The sequence below is a fragment of the Paenibacillus xerothermodurans genome, assembly GCF_002220865.2.
GTDB classification, from domain to species: Bacteria; Bacillota; Bacilli; order Paenibacillales; family NBRC-103111; genus Paenibacillus_S; species Paenibacillus_S xerothermodurans.
In genome coordinates, this window is the sequence record NZ_NHRJ02000023.1 from 1 (window position 1) to 19,041 (window position 19,041).

24 protein-coding genes and 7 pseudogenes are annotated in these 19,041 nt (G+C 45.9%); 7 read left to right on the forward strand and 24 right to left on the reverse strand.

Translation table 11 applies throughout. The features are described 5' to 3' along the window. Nucleotides 1-328: 328 nt before the first annotated feature. The 3 genes from CBW46_RS20575 to CBW46_RS20585 all read right to left on the reverse strand — a co-directional run bounded on the left by CBW46_RS20575 (nt 329) and on the right by CBW46_RS20585 (nt 2,457). The gene (locus tag CBW46_RS20575; protein ID WP_089201836.1) at nt 329-826 is read right to left on the reverse strand and encodes a DinB family protein; all 498 of its coding nucleotides are present in this window, start codon (nt 824-826) and stop codon (nt 329-331) included. A 215-nt stretch (nt 827-1,041) separates the two neighbouring features. After that, on the reverse strand, nt 1,042-1,470 hold the full coding sequence (locus tag CBW46_RS20580) for an SRPBCC family protein (RefSeq protein ID WP_089201856.1): 429 nt from the start codon (nt 1,468-1,470) through the stop codon (nt 1,042-1,044). A 246-nt stretch (nt 1,471-1,716) separates the two neighbouring features. Beyond that, nucleotides 1,717-2,457, reverse strand: coding sequence for a class I SAM-dependent methyltransferase (locus tag CBW46_RS20585; protein WP_089201837.1), 741 nt, complete (start codon nt 2,455-2,457; stop codon nt 1,717-1,719). A gap of 372 nt (nt 2,458-2,829) precedes the next feature. Between CBW46_RS20585 and CBW46_RS21970 the strand changes: the two genes are divergently transcribed. Further along, entirely contained in the window at nt 2,830-2,970 is a 141-nt protein-coding gene (locus CBW46_RS21970) for a hypothetical protein (protein WP_243633418.1), read from the forward strand. Nucleotides 2,971-3,024: 54 nt separating this feature from the next. On the opposite strand, the pseudogene CBW46_RS22395 reads toward CBW46_RS21970, so the two are convergent. From CBW46_RS22395 to CBW46_RS20600, 3 genes and pseudogenes are all read right to left on the reverse strand, one after another. Next, nucleotides 3,025-3,174: pseudogene (locus CBW46_RS22395) on the reverse strand (hypothetical protein); the annotation flags it as partial. Between the two features lie 492 nt (nt 3,175-3,666). After that, nucleotides 3,667-4,053 carry a hypothetical protein gene (locus CBW46_RS20595; RefSeq protein ID WP_089201839.1) on the reverse strand — a complete coding sequence of 129 codons (387 nt, stop codon included), beginning with the start codon at nt 4,051-4,053 and terminating at the stop codon, nt 3,667-3,669. 172 nt (nt 4,054-4,225) lie between these two features. Then, nucleotides 4,226-4,786: a recombinase family protein gene (locus CBW46_RS20600; RefSeq protein ID WP_089201840.1), complete on the reverse strand. Its 561-nt coding sequence runs from the start codon at nt 4,784-4,786 to the stop codon at nt 4,226-4,228. 1,150 nt (nt 4,787-5,936) lie between these two features. Between CBW46_RS20600 and CBW46_RS21975 the strand changes: the two are divergent. Next, nucleotides 5,937-6,011, forward strand: a pseudogene (locus CBW46_RS21975) (MerR family transcriptional regulator); the annotation flags it as partial. 36 nt (nt 6,012-6,047) lie between these two features. Here the strand turns inward: CBW46_RS21975 and CBW46_RS20610 are convergent. After that, nucleotides 6,048-6,377 (reverse strand): annotated as a pseudogene (locus CBW46_RS20610) (methyltransferase domain-containing protein); the annotation flags it as partial. Here CBW46_RS20610 and CBW46_RS20615 point away from each other — a divergent pair. Beyond that, nucleotides 6,364-6,627: pseudogene (locus CBW46_RS20615) on the forward strand (transposase); the annotation flags it as partial. The pseudogenes CBW46_RS20610 and CBW46_RS20615 overlap by 14 nt on opposite strands. On the opposite strand, the gene CBW46_RS21455 reads toward CBW46_RS20615, so the two are convergent. The 5 genes and pseudogenes from CBW46_RS21455 to CBW46_RS20640 form a co-directional block, all read right to left on the reverse strand. Next, nucleotides 6,582-6,875: an FAD-dependent oxidoreductase gene (locus CBW46_RS21455; RefSeq protein ID WP_111361099.1), complete on the reverse strand. Its 294-nt coding sequence runs from the start codon at nt 6,873-6,875 to the stop codon at nt 6,582-6,584. The pseudogene CBW46_RS20615 and the gene CBW46_RS21455 sit on opposite strands and share 46 nt — an antisense overlap. 220 nt (nt 6,876-7,095) lie before the next feature. After that, nucleotides 7,096-7,479 (reverse strand): annotated as a pseudogene (locus tag CBW46_RS22400) (NAD(P)-binding protein); the annotation flags it as partial. A 259-nt stretch (nt 7,480-7,738) separates the two neighbouring features. Further along, the gene (locus CBW46_RS20630) at nt 7,739-8,188 is read right to left on the reverse strand and encodes an SRPBCC family protein (protein ID WP_243633421.1); all 450 of its coding nucleotides are present in this window, start codon (nt 8,186-8,188) and stop codon (nt 7,739-7,741) included. Continuing rightward, on the reverse strand, nt 8,185-8,523 hold the full coding sequence (locus CBW46_RS20635) for an ArsR/SmtB family transcription factor (protein ID WP_089201843.1): 339 nt from the start codon (nt 8,521-8,523) through the stop codon (nt 8,185-8,187). The genes CBW46_RS20630 and CBW46_RS20635 overlap by 4 nt, the downstream gene beginning before the upstream one ends. Before the next feature lie 444 nt (nt 8,524-8,967). Beyond that, a pseudogene (locus tag CBW46_RS20640) lies at nt 8,968-9,123 on the reverse strand (winged helix-turn-helix transcriptional regulator); the annotation flags it as partial. Between the two features lie 125 nt (nt 9,124-9,248). On the opposite strand from CBW46_RS20640, the gene CBW46_RS21085 reads away from it, so the two are divergent. After that, nucleotides 9,249-9,431, forward strand: a complete 183-nt coding sequence (locus CBW46_RS21085) for a hypothetical protein (protein ID WP_165842390.1) — start codon at nt 9,249-9,251, stop codon at nt 9,429-9,431. A 155-nt stretch (nt 9,432-9,586) separates the two neighbouring features. Further along, nucleotides 9,587-10,180, forward strand: coding sequence for an NAD(P)H oxidoreductase (locus CBW46_RS20645; protein ID WP_089201845.1), 594 nt, complete (start codon nt 9,587-9,589; stop codon nt 10,178-10,180). Here CBW46_RS20645 and CBW46_RS21460 read toward each other — a convergent pair. The 11 genes and pseudogenes from CBW46_RS21460 to CBW46_RS20695 form a co-directional block, all read right to left on the reverse strand. Continuing rightward, nucleotides 10,175-10,327, reverse strand: a complete 153-nt coding sequence (locus CBW46_RS21460) for a hypothetical protein (protein ID WP_165842391.1) — start codon at nt 10,325-10,327, stop codon at nt 10,175-10,177. The two genes, CBW46_RS20645 and CBW46_RS21460, sit on opposite strands and share 6 nt — an antisense overlap. 103 nt (nt 10,328-10,430) lie before the next feature. Next, nucleotides 10,431-10,706 carry a hypothetical protein gene (locus CBW46_RS20650; protein WP_089201846.1) on the reverse strand — a complete coding sequence of 92 codons (276 nt, stop codon included), beginning with the start codon at nt 10,704-10,706 and terminating at the stop codon, nt 10,431-10,433. Between the two features lie 134 nt (nt 10,707-10,840). Further along, entirely contained in the window at nt 10,841-11,263 is a 423-nt protein-coding gene (locus CBW46_RS20655; RefSeq protein WP_089201847.1) for a hypothetical protein, read from the reverse strand. Nucleotides 11,264-11,275: 12 nt separating this feature from the next. Next, nucleotides 11,276-11,578, reverse strand: coding sequence for a hypothetical protein (locus tag CBW46_RS20660; RefSeq protein ID WP_165842392.1), 303 nt, complete (start codon nt 11,576-11,578; stop codon nt 11,276-11,278). 90 nt (nt 11,579-11,668) lie between these two features. Then, a complete protein-coding gene (bla, locus tag CBW46_RS20665; protein ID WP_243633422.1) occupies nt 11,669-12,538 on the reverse strand; it encodes a subclass B1 metallo-beta-lactamase in 870 nt (289 codons plus the stop codon). 223 nt (nt 12,539-12,761) lie between these two features. Then, nucleotides 12,762-12,857 (reverse strand): annotated as a pseudogene (locus CBW46_RS22200) (hypothetical protein); the annotation flags it as partial. Nucleotides 12,858-13,134: 277 nt separating this feature from the next. After that, nucleotides 13,135-13,698, reverse strand: a complete 564-nt coding sequence (locus CBW46_RS20675; protein WP_089201849.1) for a phosphoglycerate mutase family protein — start codon at nt 13,696-13,698, stop codon at nt 13,135-13,137. A gap of 237 nt (nt 13,699-13,935) precedes the next feature. Continuing rightward, the gene (locus CBW46_RS20680; protein WP_089201850.1) at nt 13,936-14,370 is read right to left on the reverse strand and encodes a DoxX family protein; all 435 of its coding nucleotides are present in this window, start codon (nt 14,368-14,370) and stop codon (nt 13,936-13,938) included. Nucleotides 14,371-14,430: 60 nt separating this feature from the next. Then, on the reverse strand, nt 14,431-15,321 hold the full coding sequence (locus CBW46_RS20685; protein ID WP_089201851.1) for a Vgb family protein: 891 nt from the start codon (nt 15,319-15,321) through the stop codon (nt 14,431-14,433). A 29-nt stretch (nt 15,322-15,350) separates the two neighbouring features. Beyond that, nucleotides 15,351-15,986, reverse strand: coding sequence for a streptogramin A O-acetyltransferase Vat(I) (gene vat(I), locus CBW46_RS20690; RefSeq protein ID WP_089201852.1), 636 nt, complete (start codon nt 15,984-15,986; stop codon nt 15,351-15,353). A 43-nt stretch (nt 15,987-16,029) separates the two neighbouring features. Beyond that, on the reverse strand, nt 16,030-16,533 hold the full coding sequence (locus CBW46_RS20695; RefSeq protein ID WP_089201853.1) for a DUF6022 family protein: 504 nt from the start codon (nt 16,531-16,533) through the stop codon (nt 16,030-16,032). A gap of 159 nt (nt 16,534-16,692) precedes the next feature. Here CBW46_RS20695 and CBW46_RS20700 point away from each other — a divergent pair, with 159 nt between their 5' ends. Both CBW46_RS20700 and CBW46_RS20705 read left to right on the forward strand, forming a co-directional pair. Continuing rightward, the gene (locus CBW46_RS20700) at nt 16,693-17,394 is read left to right on the forward strand and encodes a MerR family transcriptional regulator (protein WP_165842393.1); all 702 of its coding nucleotides are present in this window, start codon (nt 16,693-16,695) and stop codon (nt 17,392-17,394) included. A 185-nt stretch (nt 17,395-17,579) separates the two neighbouring features. Then, entirely contained in the window at nt 17,580-18,500 is a 921-nt protein-coding gene (locus CBW46_RS20705) for an efflux MFS transporter permease (RefSeq protein WP_089201854.1), read from the forward strand. An 89-nt stretch (nt 18,501-18,589) separates the two neighbouring features. On the opposite strand, the gene CBW46_RS20710 is transcribed toward CBW46_RS20705, so the two are convergent. Continuing rightward, a complete protein-coding gene (locus CBW46_RS20710) occupies nt 18,590-18,781 on the reverse strand; it encodes a hypothetical protein (protein WP_089201855.1) in 192 nt (63 codons plus the stop codon). Nucleotides 18,782-19,041 lie beyond the last annotated feature (260 nt).

A 19,041-nucleotide genomic window follows, 5' to 3' on the forward strand; every position in this document is an offset into this window, starting at 1 on the left:
GTCTAGCTTGCGATTTAAACTTCATAGTAGAGCGTCCTCCTGGATGATGGAATTTAAAAGGGCTATGACCCGTTTCGCACTTCCATCGTACCGAGGCGCTCGTTTTTTTGCAAAGCTCAAAATTAACGCTCTACAGGAATGCTATCGTTATCCGTTAGTTCAACGTCCTAATAAATTTCTCAAGGTACATACTTTAGATTGGATTGCAGCTTAGCGGAAAATCAAGTCATTTGCGCTATGCCCGGCACAAAAAAGCGTTCGTCCCGAATAAACAGTCGCAGATACCGACGGTCAGCCGATGCCCTGCGACTTTTCGGCGCGTCTTAGTTCATTTGCCTTCCTCGTCGGCCGAGGGACCGTAGAGGCCCGGCACCGGAATATCGAGAAGCCGCAAATAAACCCCGAGTTGCGCCCGGTGGTGGACCATGTGGCTGAATCCAAAGGTGCGAAGCGCGATCGCCCGCGGTTGACGCAGGATGATATGGTCGCTGTTCCGCAAGGTCCATTCCTCGCCGAGCGTTTTCTCGTTGCATTCGGCTAACAGCTTTTCAAGCTTGACGACGTTCGCGTCGAATTCCTCCAGCACGTCTTCGCGTCTTTCTAAAGGTTCCCGCCGAAGCGGCACGGTCGAAAGATCGAATTCCGGGTAAAGAAAAATCGCGACCTGCCAGTTCAGCAGATTGATCAGGTGCGTGGCCAGTCCGCCCAACGTCATCGATTTGACGTGCGGCTTCCACGTCATATGCTCCTCGGGCAAGCGCTCCAGGATGCGGCGCGTAGTGGCCAGCTCATGCATGGCGTCTCCGACGATCAGTTGTTTCACCATAGATTGCCTCTCCTCCCTTATATGAAATGTACTCTATTCTATACTAGCATATATTGTAAGTATCCTGCCCAATAGCTTAACGAGGCTGCCAAACATATTCGTGGCAGCCCCGTCAGTTTCCTTTATTTAACTATCGTTCTCCGTTAGTGCAATAACTATGCGTCAATTGCTGGCCTCGTTGTAACACTTGCTGAAACATTAAACGGTACATATTCCTAATGTTTAACGTGGGCGTCAGGAGCCTTGTCCGCTATGAGATTCAACTCGATGTTATGCTCAAGAAATGCCTTAAGTCCGCAAAGCACCATCGTGTATCCTTCCATTGAATCAATGGCCTGATTTACAATATCGTCTCCGGTTCCTGTAAACCCTGAGTTTATAATGGTGACATAGGTTTGCTTATCTGTCCGGGGAGTAAATATCCATTCAGTCTTAGTGCTATCCGATGATTCGATGCGAATTCGTTTATTTAGCTCTATTTCCTCTACATGAACGTTATCAGAAACGCCATACATTTCCCAATCCCAGCGGACATGCTTTCCCGCTTCCAATCTTCCACTGCTTTTGGTGAACCAGAATTTTGTAGTTATTGCCGGGTCGATAAAAGCTTCAAACACTTCCTCAACTGGTCTCCTAATCAGCATTTCTGCCTTTGCAATTGGTTCATGATTCAGGGGTGCCACTATAATTCCTCCTTTTATGTGCAGTATTCCTCATATTTGTAGAATTTAACATATGTGATCATTTCTTATCAATTGCTATTTTATAATCTCAGAGATTCCAAACGACCTATTAAACATAACTGCCCGTTACTTCAATGAAAATGGGAGCAGCTGCCGCGGCCGTCTGCTCCCTGATTGTTCAACTAGCGTACTCTGTTACTTCAAGATCTATTTATCCGCTAGTATAGTAAATTCCCAAGGGATATTTTCATTATTCCATCCACGATGCTCATCAAACTTTCGCAATCTGAACCCTGATGCAACGACCGAATTAATAATATCGCTCAAAGTGTACAATCGAATGGAGACATCGGGGAAATCTTTCTGTTCTTCTATATCAAATGCACCTTTATACGCCACATCTCCATTTTTTAGTTCTGTATCAAAATAATTGACTTCCCCGTGAGAAGAGATACATCTTCCTAAGGGATGAAAATCACTTAAAACCAAATTTCCGCCATCATTCAATAAGGCGTAAAGAATACTCATGAACTTTTCCAAATCACTAAAATAGTGTAATATCCCTCCTTCCAAATATAGCAAGTCAAAATCTCCTCCGTACTCCTTTAGGTCAATATCATATATGTCGGTGACGATGTATTCTAGTGTGGTATTTGCGCTGGCAGCCAGCTCTAAAGCATACTTTCTGTTTTCCTCAGAGATATCGAATACGGTCACCTCTGCTCCTAATAAAGCTAATGGAACAGCTTTTCTTCCATTTGAACCGCAAAGGTTAGCAACCTTTTTACCTCGAACATGTTCAAAAAGGTTCTTATGCTTTTTAAGTGATGCTAGTGGATTTTCTAAAATCAGACGTGCTTTTTCTTCAGGAGAACCATCTCGTTTATTCCAAAATTCATAAGCACGATACTCCCAAGCTTTTTTATTTATTTCACTTTGTTCATGCACTTAGTTTCCCCTCCCTTTTATCACATGTATCGAACTCATAATGCGACGAACGGCAGCTGATGTGCCTTGGTATCACTAAAACTCAGTTTATATATTAACACATATTGGAAGTATCCTGCCAGTTAGCTTGATGCTCGCGGTCAGTCTACTATTTTCACGGTCTAACACTTTATTTTGAATGAACATCTATTTGTACCGCGTGATTTCGCCGCATGGTTTTAACCGGAGATGGTGGCCTGCTTTTTGCGCTCCATGCAAGTACTATGTGCTTTGAACTCCTCCTTTGGCTCATGGAGTGCAAGTTCGCTGTTTTTGGCTGCGAGCTTCAATGACAACAAACAGGCCACCATGATATGCAGTTAATTTAGTTATATGAAATCCGTTACGCTCGACAAGTTCCACCGTATTCCGATTCAAATGGCAGCCGGCGCACATACGTTTCCACGCCGAAGTAAGCCAATCCTGCAGTCGGTCGAGCGCAGGTTGACGGAGCCGCACGTGCTCGATCAATAGCAGTCGACCGTTGATACCGCACACCCTATGCAGTTCATCAATCGCCCGCGCAGGGTCTGGGATGGTACAGAGGACCAGCATGCCCACAATCGTATCGAAGTGAATGATCGGGACATGGTAAGTCTTGAGCATCGGCATTAATGGTTTCGATCGGTGTCGACGCTGCACGAGCTCGATGTAATGCTGGCTTGAGCATATCCGCATCCGGGTTCAACAGCCCCAACTTTCTCCGCTCTCTCATAAAAGGGAAAGTTAATACCGGTGCCTGCGCCGATTTCCAGTAGGTTGCCCACCGCTTGGTGCAGTAATTCTTTTCGAATGGACGACAAAAATGATGTTTCTAGAGAACTCATTAGGCGATCATAGAATTTATTTGAACCAGTGGCACATGATAATCTCCATTCTATTTCACGATCTCTCGTATAAGTTCGTCGTTGATGCAAGCATTTATTACTCTCGTGATTCACAGAATTAACAACCGCTGGCCTCCGACTGCCGTCGCAGGGGTTGTGGGAAAAGAGTGATCTTGCGATGACATATTTTGTAATATACAAGACGTGAAAAAGGAAATCTAAATATTGTCTCAGGTGATCTCACTTATGTTGGAATCAAAATCCCCACCGTCCTAAGCCAGTAGGAGAGGTGGGAATTTGTTTCGCGGCTGTGTCGTTCAGTTGTTAGCCATGAGCCAAGCAGCTATTTACGCCATAGTCGCCAAATCGAAACGAATGGTATGTACCTTACCACCACCATCCAAAACTCGAGTTCACGTTTCTTGGTCTTATCTACGTATCCAAGTATCTCGGCACCCTGTTCCGAACGGCGATAGTAATCCTTTCCATACACCGAGATGACATCGGATTCAGTGCTGCCGACCAGGACACCCTTGCTTGTTGTAATGGCCAACTCGCGGCGATTATGTGTAATACGAAGGATTTTATCATCTCCACGAGCAGTAGCGAGGGTTACACCATCTTTTAAATGATAGTAATCATAGGACTGGTGGTGTTGTTCAGGATCAGGAGGGCCTAGTGATCTAACGCTTTGTAATAACTTATAATTTCCTATCTGCTCATCGACCAAAGAAACACTGTTCACCCAGATGTAACGCGCCTGCCGTGGTCCTAACGTTAGATAGCCGACATAGTGATAGCAATAAAGATTAAAATGATCACAATTTTAACAACATTTGGAATTATGAAGTTTCTCCCCTTGGACACCAATCGGTCCGCCCCAGCTCATTAGGACTCGAACGTTAGTCGTTGCGACGTTGCTTTAACACCTGGTACAACTTTGCCTTTGAAACGCCGGTTCGAGCTGTGATTTCGCTTATCGTATATTTTCTACTATCATACAGCGTCAACGCCATATCAATCTTACCTTGCTCTAATCGCGGCCTTCCCCCGTTTCTGCCCCTTGCTCGAGCGGCCTCTAGACCGGCCTTCGTTCGCTCCCTGATCGTTTCTGCTTCCATTTCGGCTAAACCAGCCATTATGGCAAAAAACAACTTGCCCGCCGGATTACTGGTATCAACCCCAAGCGTGATGATCTGCAATGAGATCTCTCTTTCCCTTAGATTATGAGAAAGTTCAATTAATTGTTTTGTGGTACGACCTAAGCGATCTAGCTTCCAGATAACAAGTGTATCTCCCGGGCGCAGATAATCCAGGCATCGCATTAATTCAGACCGATCATTTTTCTTACCAGAGACCTTCTCTCCAAATATGCGCTCACATCCGGCTGCGTTCAAGGCATCAATTTGAAGATCCATTGACTGATCAGCCGTCGACACGCGAGCGTATCCAATTTTCGCCATAGCCCACCCACACTTTTGTCTATTAAATGTTAATAATCGAAGCTTAATATACTTTGAATTCTAGACGAGTTAATAGACGAAAACAACTATAGAATTCATAGTTTCTCATCATTTTTGTGTGAAGGACATAAAACGATCGTTTTGTAGACGCCGCTTTTTGCAGCTTGACGGAGCACCTGCGCTCATTCTACAAAAACCGGCTGGCAGCTGAGATCATTTGCGTTATCGTTATCCGCTCGTTGCACCTTAGTCCAAGATGATCAACGTATCAACTAAGGTAGAGTATCTTTAATTGGTCATTACTATACATTAAGACCCCCCTATATAAAAAAGTGAAAGAGCCATGGATTTGATTTTCCATGGCTCTTCTGGTCTATTAAGTATCCAGAGGAACAGTGCGTATTTTTCCTTTGTATGAGGATATTATTGAATGATCAGTTCTTTGTTCTTTTTCTTTTAACAATTGATCAAATTCCTTTTGTTCGACAGACTTATTGTTTTCTTTTAGGTCTGTTTCGATTTCGGCTAGAGTCTGCTTTTGTTTTCAAGGATTTCTACCGCCTTTGCATACGCAGCCCCGCATTTAGGGTCATCAACTTTTGTTTTGTAATAACCTATGCATCACACCCTTTAACGAACGAATATCTTCTTCAAGATTCGTTTTTGGGTCAATTGGGCTAACCTCTTTTTCGAGTTCACCATTAGCCAAACCAATTTCCTTTACTTTACGTCCTTGCTCAACTGTGTTTTCAATCTCTTCTACAGATTGATTCGCATACTTTCCAATTTAGCTTTTTCGGCTTTTTCTTCGATTTTTTGGTCTTCGAGCTTATCCTTTTTACTAAGTTCCTTCGCAAAAGCATCATAGCCGATTGAGCCACCAATTGTAAGGGCAATTGCACTACATCCTGGCTTAAAACATGCTGATCAGTTTGCCTTGCGCCGCTGATAAATAACAACTCCCGCTATCACAAACACAAGGGCCAAGGCCGCTGCGCCGCCGAGTAACGGTAACGCGCAGCACAAGGCGCACGCTCGGTATGAGTCCAAGACCGGTGAACCAACTCTTTTTTTTCATTTACTTCCCATACGGGCTATAATAATTCCATCATAGAACTTAAAGTTAACTTTAAGTCAAGGGGTGAAATTAATGACAGAGCTTAGTATTGGTCAGTTGTCGGCAAAGGCCAGTGTCAACGCATCGACGGTGCGGTATTATGAATCCGTTGGTTTGCTGCCTTCTCCGGAACGGAAGAACGGTCAGCGCCGCTATGATGAAAGGATACTTTTCCACGTTAGATCCCGGTACCCAATCTTTGATAAATGTTTTCGATTCATCCTTCGGCTCTACCACCACATCCGTAAATCCGCTTTGAGTTAGCATAGCTTTGACTTCATCAACGGAGGAAGCGCCGGAAATACACCCCGAATACATCACGTCAAGGTCATTTTTGATTTCCGCAGGCAGTTCCGCGGTGGTCACAACATCCGAAACCGCCAAACGGCCGCCCGAGCGCAGCACCCGGACTGCTTCGTCGAACACTTGCTGCTTGGTCGGGGATAGATTGATCACACAGTCCGGCAAATGGACCGGACAGATGGTCATTAGTAAGCGCGGCCGCTCCCGGCTGCGACACTTTCTCTTCATGGCCACCATGAGTTTGGTGATGAATAATTCAGAGTTTCAAGCGATGCACTCGCATAATGTCCACGTCAAGAAGATCAAGAAAATGAGGTCCATTATGAAACTTTGCGGTAAACTCGCTCGAATCTTGGTCGGAATGGCCCACAGCGGTCAAGCATACACACCGAACAAGACATTGCCGCTCCAACAAGCCGCGGTTATTTCGGGCGGGGTAGCGGATATCACATGCGTGATGTCCATCTCCTGGCCGTCAGCAAACTTTATTTTTCGAATGGCCCCATCATGCTCGATTTCCGTTACGTTTTTACCTGTCATCATGGAGACCCCTGACCGAACTGCCTTTTCGTAAAGCTGATCGACTAAGGTTTGCCAGCCGTCCTGCACATATATAATGCTGTTCTTTTTCGTCGTGCGTGCTACAGAACGTATGGCGGGGCCGGCCAATTGGAATTCGGGGCTTGCAGTACGAGTTTATTCTGAACATGGTGTAAACGATATGACGAGCCATCGGATCGCGAAGTTCTTGTTCAATCCAACTCCGCAGACTGATCGCCGGCACTGAATCGGTATCGATTGTTGTCATCGTTTTACAAAACTTCAAAAACTCCATCTTACCTGACCAGCTCAGATTATGACTGAAAATAAACTTAAAAATATTGGTCACCTTATTGTTCCATAGAAACGATACGTTTGTCGAAGAATATCCCCCTTCAATTCTTATACCTAAATCTTGAAAGATTTCATCCATTGCCCCTCCCTTGATGATTCCATGAGCGCCAAGATCGAAGATAGCCCCGTTTTTCTTGACAGATATTGCCCGACCGCCGAGTTGATTGGACCGCTCGAAAAGGACAACGGATTTAGCTGCCTGAGCCAACTCATTGCAGCTACCAAACCTGCAATGCCTCCACCCACGATTGCCACATCGAAATGTTTCATCGTCATACCTTCCTTCACTGTTTAGTCTTTCATAACTAAGATGGAGTATGCTGTGGATTTTTTGGGAATCCTTCGAACTTCGGATATTACATCGTTTTAGTAAAGACACTATTGAGGAATCCTGCGCGTTAGCGCAACGAGGCCGCCGATCGGTTCGCCGGCAGCCTCGTAATGTGATTTATTCAGTATCGTACCCGCTAGCAGAATCATAACATTGACTACAATATAAGTAGTTCATACAATTTCATGTGTAAGAGAAAGCCAATGTCGGCACTTCTTTGTCGTTTGAGGATATGTGATCGGGGTGAGGACGTCGCATCCCCTGTTGCGGGAGGCCGTGAAGGCTCCTTCTCTGTTCTTGCTGCCGTCTACTGCTTTTGGTCGCGCAGGTGCGTCGCCAGATTGTCGAGCGTATCGGACCAGCCGTCGTACACATACTGATCGCCGGGGTGACCGGCGAATCCGCGTAGGTGGAAGATCATCTCGGTGCGATCGCCCTGTGCGGTGAGGGTTAGGGTCACGACAGGGGAGTCCTCGATGGGAGCATCGGGGTAACCCCAAGTGAAGACAAGCCGTTCGAAAGGTATGACGTCAAGGAATACACCTCCGGTGGGATATTCCTGGCCGGTCTCCGTATTGACCATTGTGTAGCGGTAGCGTCCGCCTTCGCGGACGTCGAAGGAGATAGACTCCAGGGGTGTCGAAGGCAGCCAGGCGGCGAGTTCCTTCTTCTCGGTCCAGGCGCGCCATACGAGCTCGCGGCGGGCATTCAGGGTGCGGGTGATGGTGAACTCCGGTGCAGATGTGGTCATGTTCATTGTTCCTCCTTTTTGGTCATGGACTTGAGGTGCTCTTCCAGTGCGTCGAAGTGCTGGTTCCACTCGCGGCGGTGCTTCTCGACCCAGGCCGATGCCTCATCGAGAGGCTCGGTGCGCATCGTCAGGGTCCGCCATTGGGCTTTTGCTGTGCGTTCGATCAGCCCTGCTCGCTCCAGCACTTTGAGGTGTTGGGAGATCGCGGGTGCGCTTATCTCGAAGTGCTGGGCGACCTCCCCGACTGTAGCGGCCCCCTGTGACAGCCTAGACAGGATGTTTCGGCGCGTCGGATCGGCAAGCGCAGCGAAGATGAGGCTGAGTGTGTCATTCGCAACCAATTAAAGATCTCCTTAATTAATGGTATACTTAAATATACGCCGCATTGTGTGGTCATGTCAAGCTGCTTGGAATGGGCATTGACCGAAAGTCCTAAGGATCGCTGGTGCGCACCTCGGCTATGTGAAGTTAAAATCCTTATGAGATGGACTAGGAGGGATTCGAACTTATAGTAGGTAAATATGGATTATGCCGATCGGGGAATAATCATTCTAATTGTATTTCACTCATATCAATACTCTGTTGAACTATCCTGCCCGTCCCAAACTGGCTCTGGACAATAACATGATGGCTCTATTTTATTAACACGGTGGCTCTAACTCATTAACCTAATGGCTCTCTGGCATCGAAATATTCATTGACTTGGTCAAGTATTACCTCATGAGTATAAATGCCGGGTCGGAAGTTGCGTTGTAATGATACACTCTTGGGGTGACACATTATCCTCATTCAGAGCAGGAGGACCTCCATTCAAATTGATTCATATATCTCTCACCCCACTCACCTAGTTGGTCTAATAGTGATTTCAGCGACATTCCAAGTTCACTTATTTCATAGACAACTTTCGGTGGCACTTGACTATATACCGTTCTTATGAAAATGCGGCTGCAGGGCGTGATGAAGCAGTATGCCGACCGGGACCGGAATTTTGTCATAGAGCAATTCCTTTTAAATTGATTTTCGGTTGTCTGTAGACAACCGCCAAGCCTTAAGGCCGGGCTTAGAAATGGAGCTGCTGAAAATGCGTCCGGAGCATCCCGAATCGATCCGCATCAATTTAAGCGATACTGCTTTCGACAAGCTGGACGAGCTGGTTCAGGCGATCGGTTTGCGGGGCGTGACCCGAACGGCCGTTATGCGCCAAGTGGTGCGGCAGCTTTATCGAGCATTTATCCGGCGAATCGTTTAATGAACTGCTTATGTTTATAGGTACTTTCCGGAACCTATATTACTTTATAGTTCTTATGGCACAAAAAAGTACGTACTTCCTTTTTATCGCGGTTCATTACATAATTTTATCGTACCTCATTCGAAGTAAAAAGTAGAAAATGAAAGGTGATGACTGTGAAAATCTTGACCGTTGTATCGCACCCAAGGGTGAATTCCTTAACCTTTTCTGTTGCAGACAAATTTACACAAGGACTCTCTGATGCGGGGCACGAAACCGAGATACTGGATCTGCATCGCAGTGGATTTAATCCTGTGCTGTGGGAGGCGGATGAACCCGATTGGTCATCCGATCGAAAGATCTATTCGCCCGAAGTTGAGGCAGAAATCGAACGAATGAAGAACCACGATGCCCTCGCTTATATATTCCCAGTATGGTGGTATAGTTTACCTGCTATGCTTAAAGGGTATATCGACCGGGTGTGGAACAATGGATTTGCTTACGGCTCCAATAAACTGCATCATAGACAAGTTCTTTGGCTTGGTCTCGCAGCAGATTCGAAAGCACACATGGAGAAGAGACAATACGAACAGATGATGAACCAGAAGTTGAACATCGCAATAGCCAGTTATTGTGGAATCTTAAATAGCAGAGTAGAGATATTATATGATACCTTGGATTCAAGTCCAGATATTCACAGAAGGCTGCTGACACAGGCTTATCAACTCGGACTACACTACGTTAACTATACAAAAACCACAACTTTATAATTGAAAGTCGGGAAAAACAGCAAAAAGAAAGCGGTCCTCAATGGCCTGTACCATATCGCTGCTCACATGGATACCGGACTCCGCAAACCAGCAAATACACTGATGAATCTTGCGCCACTCCGACATATCCACCGGCTTTTTCAGCATGACCGCCAAGACCTCCTACCCGATCCCCGGCCGGTCGGCAAGGCTGCGCGTATCGAAAAGCTCCCGCGAACCCTCTAGCAAATGACGCTGGCTTGTTCATCGGTTAACGAATGACATTCCAGCTCGCCAAGAGCCGACACGCGGCGTACAAAGAACGCAGGGCCGTATACCGGCGTTCGCATGGGGCCATTAGTGAGAATGAAACTTTGCTTGCGATTGTCGGCCAGCGCAGACGAATCCCCCACAACAAGATAAAGCTCCCCGCCGATATCGCCTTGTCGAAACTATGCTCGTCAAACAACTTTCTGCCAAAAGCGTAGACGTTCGCCACGTCCTCGATCCGCGCCGGTTCCGCTGGCCTTACAGAAACAATTTTCATTTTGGCTTGTCCTCCCCCGTTAAATATTCAGAAATGGCTTCCTTCACTTTCCCCACTCCGGCAACCTAGGAAAATATCCCCGCAGAAGCGACATTGGAGTTGATAGGAGGGAAATGGAAATTATTGATTTTATGTCATTTAAACTGTGAACCCGGGCCGATCCATTGATCTAGAATTTCTTTCGTGCCGCGCTCAAAATAAAACGACGAGTGCTTGCGCTGGCTCGGCGTGGCAGGTAGCTGCGCACGTTGGCGGTAATGGGCGTTTAGCTCCTTGATAACATCCCGCATGATGGACGACCTGCTTACTTCGCCATACGCACCCTGTTTCGCCTGTTCCATGTGCGTTTCCATCAGCCCGATTACGTCCTGGCTTAAGCGTAGCGGCTCCACCGCATAAACCTCCGGTGTTTGCGCAAGCGCCGCAAGATCCTCCGGCAACTTATAGTCATGGATCAAAAAAGATTCTATCGTTTTGCTTCGCACCCGCGCCGGGATCAGCCGTCGAAATTCGTCCATATCATCGGGAATGAGCGAAAGCGAGATTTGCTTTTTCACGCCAACACGCTCCTATGTGATCATCATGTCATGATTGACTATGTTGTATAGATCGCTCTGAATCCCTTGCTTTCGCAGCCGGATCGCCAGCAGCGCCAAACTAAAATGCGGTTCTTCCAGCCCCTCGACAAGATCCTTTACCAAAACGCCGGTTTCCCCGCTGTGCAGCTCCACCGCCAGCCGCATCAGCACATGTAATTCATGGGGAACGTCCGGCTGCTCCAGGACGCGCTGACAATCAAAACGGCCGGTATCCACATCGAAATAGGGACTTACCAGCGTCCGAAGCGCTTCACTTCCGGCCATAAGATACACAAGTAAAAAAAAGCACCCCCTGGAATAATGTCCATTCCAAGGGGTGCACTTAAGGTGCACTTCATCATAAGATTCACATAACTGCTTCTTTCATTTTTCTGTATCGGTATATTGGTTGACCAGTTCGATTGTGTGGAATAGCAGGCTCTTATCGCCCCATTTCCCATGTCCGGCAATAACGGTTTCGATGTGCGGGTATTTTTCGACTACCTTCTTTACGGAGTCATCCCATTGTTCTACATTTGCGTCAGAGAGATTCCCAAGATCCGTTGCAGCTAATGCTTTGATGAAGCATCCGCCGAATAATATTTTAGATTGGGGGAGCCAAACCGTAATGTTATCTTGCGAATGGCCTTCTCCAGGGTAAAATGTTTCAATTCCTATGCCGCCTACTTTCATCACTGTGTTTACATCGAGAGTAGGATTAGGCGAAGGATATCCGTATTCTTTAGCGAGTTTTGCCGTCAAAGGCGTACTGCGTACATCAATTCCCTGATCCAGCAACGCTTGAATGCCTCCAATGCTGTCATCATGCGCATGAGTAACGATTGCCATTACAACTTTTTTCTTAAAATGTTCTTTGATCATCTTTAATAACTCTTCGGTTTTATGCTGGCTCTCCGCTGTATCCCACGCCGTATCAACCAGGACCACTCCTTTGGGAGTAGAAACGATTAACCCGTTGTGGTCGATTTTTGTGCCATTCCACTCGTTATATGATGTATGTGCCCATACGTTGTCATTCAATTTGGTCAAAACAATTGACTTATCTTCATTGGTAATCTGAGCGGGGGACGATTTTTTAGATAGACCTGTCGTTTGATCCTTCACTTGACTTATACTTGCTGTTTGCGCCTCTAGTTCCTTGGCTTCCTTAGCGTACGTCTGCATTGATCCGCCCGTAACGAGCATCGAACCTATTAAGAGGCTTACACCTACTACACCCATACCTTTCAGCATTCTTGGAGTCTTCAAGTTGACCGTTCCTTTCTACATTGCAAATCTGAAAATGACCAGTACCCGACGGCATTGTTTCCCCAGCCTAGCACTGTATATTAAACTCATCCGTCCCCCTTTCCCAGGCTTTTACCTTGACTCATATGTAAGCAATCGAAGGTCCTTTGGCCGGCCTGCGGCAAAACAGGACAGCCGTCAACACATTGACTACATGTGTAATACAATACTACAGTTGTAATCCATCAATGTCAAATCTTTCCGAGCCCGAGAGATAAAATTGTCCCATCTCGTCTTGTTCAATCAGAAAAGGTAAATGCGTTGCAAAAGGTACTCCATCCGTTTGTGAAAATAAAGTGCCAAAACTGTACTCTGAATGGAGTTAGTTTTTGAATGTCAGTTACCTGAAAATGCTTAGGTATGTAGATAGAACCACCTCTCTCGAAAATATATTTAAAAATATACATAAATTAGTATAAATATACAATAATGAATTGTCGTATTCTTTCTACTAATCTGCCAGTTAGTGCAGCGAAGGGCCGCCACACCGCAGCCCTTCCGTCATTCAACTATCGTATCCCTTTAGCTTAGCGGCCAACACACTAAAAATTCATTCGATATACCCCAGCCTCACCGAGAAAATCTTTTCTGGTCAATCCTTTTTCTCCAAGTAATATCCGATAATTCGTTATCGTGCCATCATGTGAAATAATGAATATTTTTTTATAGCTTTGCCCGATCCACTCTAATAACCGCGTAGCATATCCTTCAAAAATATCTTGTTCGATCCTATTGATCCCTTCTTTCCAGCAATCCAAATTGAAATCAAGAATTTCAGTATCTCCATACAGATTTGTAATTTCAGTTTTAGAAAGGATATGATCACAAGTTAGACAAGGAAGTTCGGGGTTCTGAGGAAACATTCTCGGACCAACAAATGGAGAAATAATGAAGTCCATACCGTTTTTTATAATAGTTGCTGTCTCAATCGTGCGTTTAGTTGGGCTTACAAGAACTAAATCATCAGGACCAACTTTAATTTCATTGCGTAGCTGCGTTACTTGAAATATGCCGTACTCCGTAAGACTAGGATGCAGAGTATTCAACCGATTTGGATAATCGTTGAGATGTTCTCCATGACCGTGCCGAATAAATATGAATTCCATTTTTCGCCCTCCTAACATCAAATCCCATATTAGGTATTCCATTATTTTATTGAGCAATCCTGCCCAATAGTTGAGCAACCAGCGGAAGCATAAAAGCGGTGGAATGGGTACACCGCCACGCTCTCGTTATCCGTTACTTCAATACACAACGGCAACTGACCAATTAGGCCGGTTACCGTCGTAATCAACCTATAGCACAGTCTACTACCAGTAAATACTCTCGCCATACACATACACTTAACCCGCCAATAGGATTGCCCCAACAAAGATAACCTGCAGTGCGGTTCGGTGTAATAATTTAGGTACGGGCCGCCCCCCGATCGTTAATCTTTCCCTAGCCGCTATCACATTAGCAGGGAACATCAATGCCAGAAGTAGAGCCAAGCCAATGGAAGCGGCTTTGGAGAGGGAAGGTATTAGGATGCAAATAGCCCCGGCAACTTCCAGAAATCCAGTGACAGTTACGATTAAGTCTGGTCTGGAAAATACCGGAGGAACCATACGGATCAAGTCTGGGCGTCTAGTTCCCCAATGTGCAGAAGCGGTAAGCAACAGCATGACAGCTACCGCTCCCTGGAGTGAAGTTTGCCAGCCTTCGAAATAAGACAAGCCGAGCTGGCCAAGACCCTTGAACAGCAAAAAAGATGCGACTAACGTATAAAAAGGCAACATTGGAATCCCTCCTTAACGGTTTCGTCCCAAGACGGACAGCATTAGGCAGCTATTGAACTGCTATGGTGAGATGACGAGACGTCCAATTTGATTGCACTCTTCCGCGAACCAAATATCGCCACTTTCGCCTATCGCTATACCGTGGGGCTCTGCATGAGTGGTGGGGATCGGATATTCTGTAATCGTTCCTTGAACAGTAATTTGTCCGATCTTGTTCCCCTTCCACTCCGTGAACCAAAGGTCCCCATCCTTCCCGGTAACGATAGCATGCGGCCTTGCGTTCGGTGTCGGTATCATAAATTCCTTAAATTCGCCGGAGGTTGTCATTCTACCGATCCTATTTCCCATAATTTGTACAAACCATAATGCCCCGTCAGGTCCACTCGCGATGCCAACAGGTCCTGAGTTCGGAGTTGGAATCGGAAACTCCGTTATTTCGCCTTCGGCGCTTATTCTGCCGATCGCGTTCCCCATGTTCTCCGTGAACCATAATGCTCCGTCCGGGCCAAGTACAATATGGGAAGGAAATGAATCCCGGCCAGGCAGCTCAAACTCGATCATCTCCCCCGACGCGGTTATCTTTCCGATCCTTCCGCCGTTCGTCTCTGTAAACCAAATCGCACCTTCCCCATCTTCCGATATGCCGAAAGGGGCTGAATTTGCGACAGGAAGCTCGTATTCCGTAAAGTAGCCGTCCGCCGACATTCTCCCGATCTTATTGGCATGATACTCTGTAAACCATAAGTCACCGGTCCTGCTCGAGATTATCGACATCACTCCAGCCTTCTCTGTCGGTAAGGAGAAAGAATTGATCTGGCCTACGTCATTAATTCGACCGATCCGATTGCCCCGGTGTTCCGTAAACCACATGGCGCCGTCTTTCCCCATCGTTACTCCGTATGGCCCCGAATCATGCGTTTTGACGACATATTCATATACCATAACCCTCACGCAACATACCCCCTTAACAAATGAAACCATTAAGAACGTTGTTTCATTTTTCTAAGAGTAACCATATCTCCGCTTACGATTGCACCGAGATACTGACTGATGAGATCGATGTCGAAATCCCACCATCTAATCTCCAATAACTCTTGAATGATTTCTTTCGGGTAACGTTGTTTGATCTCCCTGGCGGGATTTCCACCGACTACGGTATAAGGATCAACGTCCTTTACGACCACAGCCTCTGCGCTGATAATCGCACCGTCGCCGATTCGCACCCCCGGCATTATCGTAACGCGTCTGCCGATCCAGACATCATTGCCGACAACCGTATCCCCTTTGATCGGCAGCTGATCTAGGGAAGGGGTATGTCTCTCCCAACCGTTTCCGAAGATGTTAAAGGGATAAGTTGAGCCATCCATTCTGTGGTTGCCGCCGTCCATCATGAATCTGACTTCCGGAGCAATGGAACAAAATTTGCCTATCACTAACTTTGTCCCGATCACTTCAAAATGATATAACACGTGATCTTCAAACGATTCCCCGTTCAACGCGTTGTAATAAGAGTAATCTCCAACTATGATATTTGGTTTCGTGATCGTGTTTCGAATAAATTGCACATTCATGTTCCCAGGGATTGGATACTTCGAATTAGGGTTTGGACCTAGCATACGGGATCTTCCTTTCGTAAATTGGTTCCGTTTCCTATATTTTTTAACTGTTCAGCCCATGCTCTTTAATTCTCCTGATTCCTTGAACAATCTCTTCCTTCAAAACTCCACGAAGCGAATAAATGACGGGCGCCGAAGGAATATCAAATTTTAGATGGGAGTGGGGAATCTCCGTCAGCAGCGTACCTAACGCATGACCTCGCTTGTCACATACTACGTTCCAAAATACTCTGGATCGGTTATCCTCCGTGCCCCATTTCTCAATGGAATTTCGGAAAATCAAATGTTTGGCAATGACGAAATCAGTCTCCTCGAGTTCATCATTTAAGCTAAACCCTGCATTTTCCAACTGGTCAAATATGGTCGGCATAAGCTGTTCCAAATATAGACCGTAGGCCGCATCTTCAATTTCCCAAAATGCTGCCGTCAAATCCTTATGCATGAAATCGTATAAGGACTTCCACTCACACTCGATATAACGGTTGGCGGCATTACTCATTTCTTCAATCGTCATGTCCTGGCGGAAAATCGGAAACGGTTTACTCATAAACTTACTCCTCCTTATCAACAATCTAATTCGATTGTATAACATATAAGCAAATTGGAAGGTTCCAAATAAACAATGAAGGAAATTCGGTTATTATCCAGAAAAAGCTTATATATCACTTTAATTTTGATCGTTTTAGGGGAGGGTCTTGAATTGACGATGCGTCCTAAAAGAATGGCAAAAACATTCATGATTAGTCCCAGCACCTTGCGAAATTACGAAGCGAAAGGTCTGATCCCTCCAGCGGAAAGATCGGCGAACGGCTATCGAATGTATACGGACCTGCATGCAGCTTACCTGGAATGTATTCAAGCCATGGCGCCGTCTTTCGGGATGGAGGTGACAACCGAAGTGCTTCATGATCTGCGGCATGACACGCCTTATGACGCACTGTGGACCGTTAGGAAAAAGGAAGTTGCATTATATGAGGAGAAAGTGAAATTAGAGCAAATAATCGAGGATATTCGGCAACTAACGAACGAGAATAATTCGTCTAGTGCCATGCAGCGTTTCGCCATCCACGAAGTTTCTGAGATGACGAAGATACCTAAATCGACGATCCGTTACTGGGAGCAAGCCGGATATGTTAAGGCGGACAGAGACCCTGAAAACCGTTATCGTTATTACAGCAGAGCTCATCTTTTAAAAATCAGGTTGATCCATGTGCTGCAAAACTCCATTTATTCCGAGGACACCGTAAAACTTAAGCAATCATGCGCCGCTACCGAAGATACGGATCTACAAGGCATCATGAATCTGACGGAACATGTTCGGTCTTACCTACAGGAGTGTATCGAAACCCAAATGTGCGGGATCTCCTCTTTGTGGAAGTTAACTCAACTGTTAAGAGCCCCGAATTAACTTGGAACTCGACGACCTCGCCGGCAACATGGCGTCGCTCCGCGCTTCACCTACATGGAGAAATATTGAACAAAACTGCCCAGTTAACGCAATGAAGCTGCCCGATCGTGCCGGCAGCTTCGTCCTAGTTTTTGATGGAACTATCGTACCTATTAGCGGAATGATTCATTGGGGATTGTAATGAAGTGCTTCGTTATTTTCTCGCTCTTGATGTGTCTGAGCAACGTCCGGGAAAGCTCTTAGATCAGGTCCCAATAAGCGATGAATACAGAGCGCTTATGCAGAAAATAGGTGCAACAATGTATCCTTTACAGATTCGTCTTTCGGCAATTCAAAGGCTACTTTACGATTACACTCATGCCGACCCTAAATATCGAAGGTACTTTCTTGATGAGAAACCACCTGGAAAGACCACTTCCGAAAAAATTGGTGATGTAACTCTCCGTTCTATGTGGATTCGCGGGAAGCATGACGCAACTGATATCTTCAGAGGAATTCAGGGATTGGGTGCCGGGGCCATTGATGCCGATTGCCTTTACGATAGTTGGGGATCTTTACCCACCGGAATCAAGAGGGAAGTTCATGGGCCTGTTCAGCGCTGTGTTCTCGAGCTCCAGCATTATCGGGCCAGCATCGGTATAATGATCTCCGAACACTTAGGCTGGGGCTGGATATACTTTCTCATCATCCCGATTGGTATTCCGGCCATGTTTCTCATGGCTACAGCCTGGAAAGAGAACATGCGCTATACGAGACCATTAATTGATTGGGCCGGTGTTGTCACGTTCAGCATTTCTATCGTCTCTCTTTTGCTGGGGCTTGTTCTAATAGGGAATTCATCAACCACTATCGCCTTATTCAGCCTAAGTGCCCTCTTTCTTGTTTTGTTTATATGGATTGAAACGAAGGCAAAAGAACCTATGCTACCGCTTCAACTTTTCAAAATTCGAGTCATTGCATTCGGAAACATCGCAGGATTTTTTATGAGCGCTGGTATGTTCGGTGCGATTACATTCATTCCTCTTTTTGCCCAGGACGTAATGGGAGTGAGCCCTACTTATGCCGGTTACATCCTAATACCGCACATGGGCAGCGTAACCCGTTAATCGAAACGCCAGATGTTTGGAAGCCCTGCATGATTATTACATCATCCTCCAAATGCTCACTCTCCCATTAGCGCTCGTTCTCCGTTAGCTTAGTCATTGTCTATAGTGGAAGAACTACCACCGGTCTCTTCCTTAACGAAGAAGAAGCTAATCAATGTAACAATTCCCCCTAGAACAGCGAGATAGAACTCAATACCACCGGTCATTGCCCCGAGGATGTCTATATATATAGCTATTACAATAAAGAAAATACCGAGAAGCATTCCTTTGACAGATTTCATTCAGCGTAACCCTCCTCAAACAGTGAATATACTAATACATTATTATTGCCATATCCAACCATGTTATCCTGCCAAATAGCTTAACGAGGCTGCCAAACATATTGGTGGCAGCCCCGTCAGTTTCCTTTATTTAACTCCCTCCGTACGATTCAGTTTTCTCACGCATGCTCGCTTATTCGCAGGATTTCACCCTTGTTAAAGTGAAGAAAGTTAGGAAGTGAACCCCCGCTATAGACCTTGGCAACATGAAGGCGCACTGA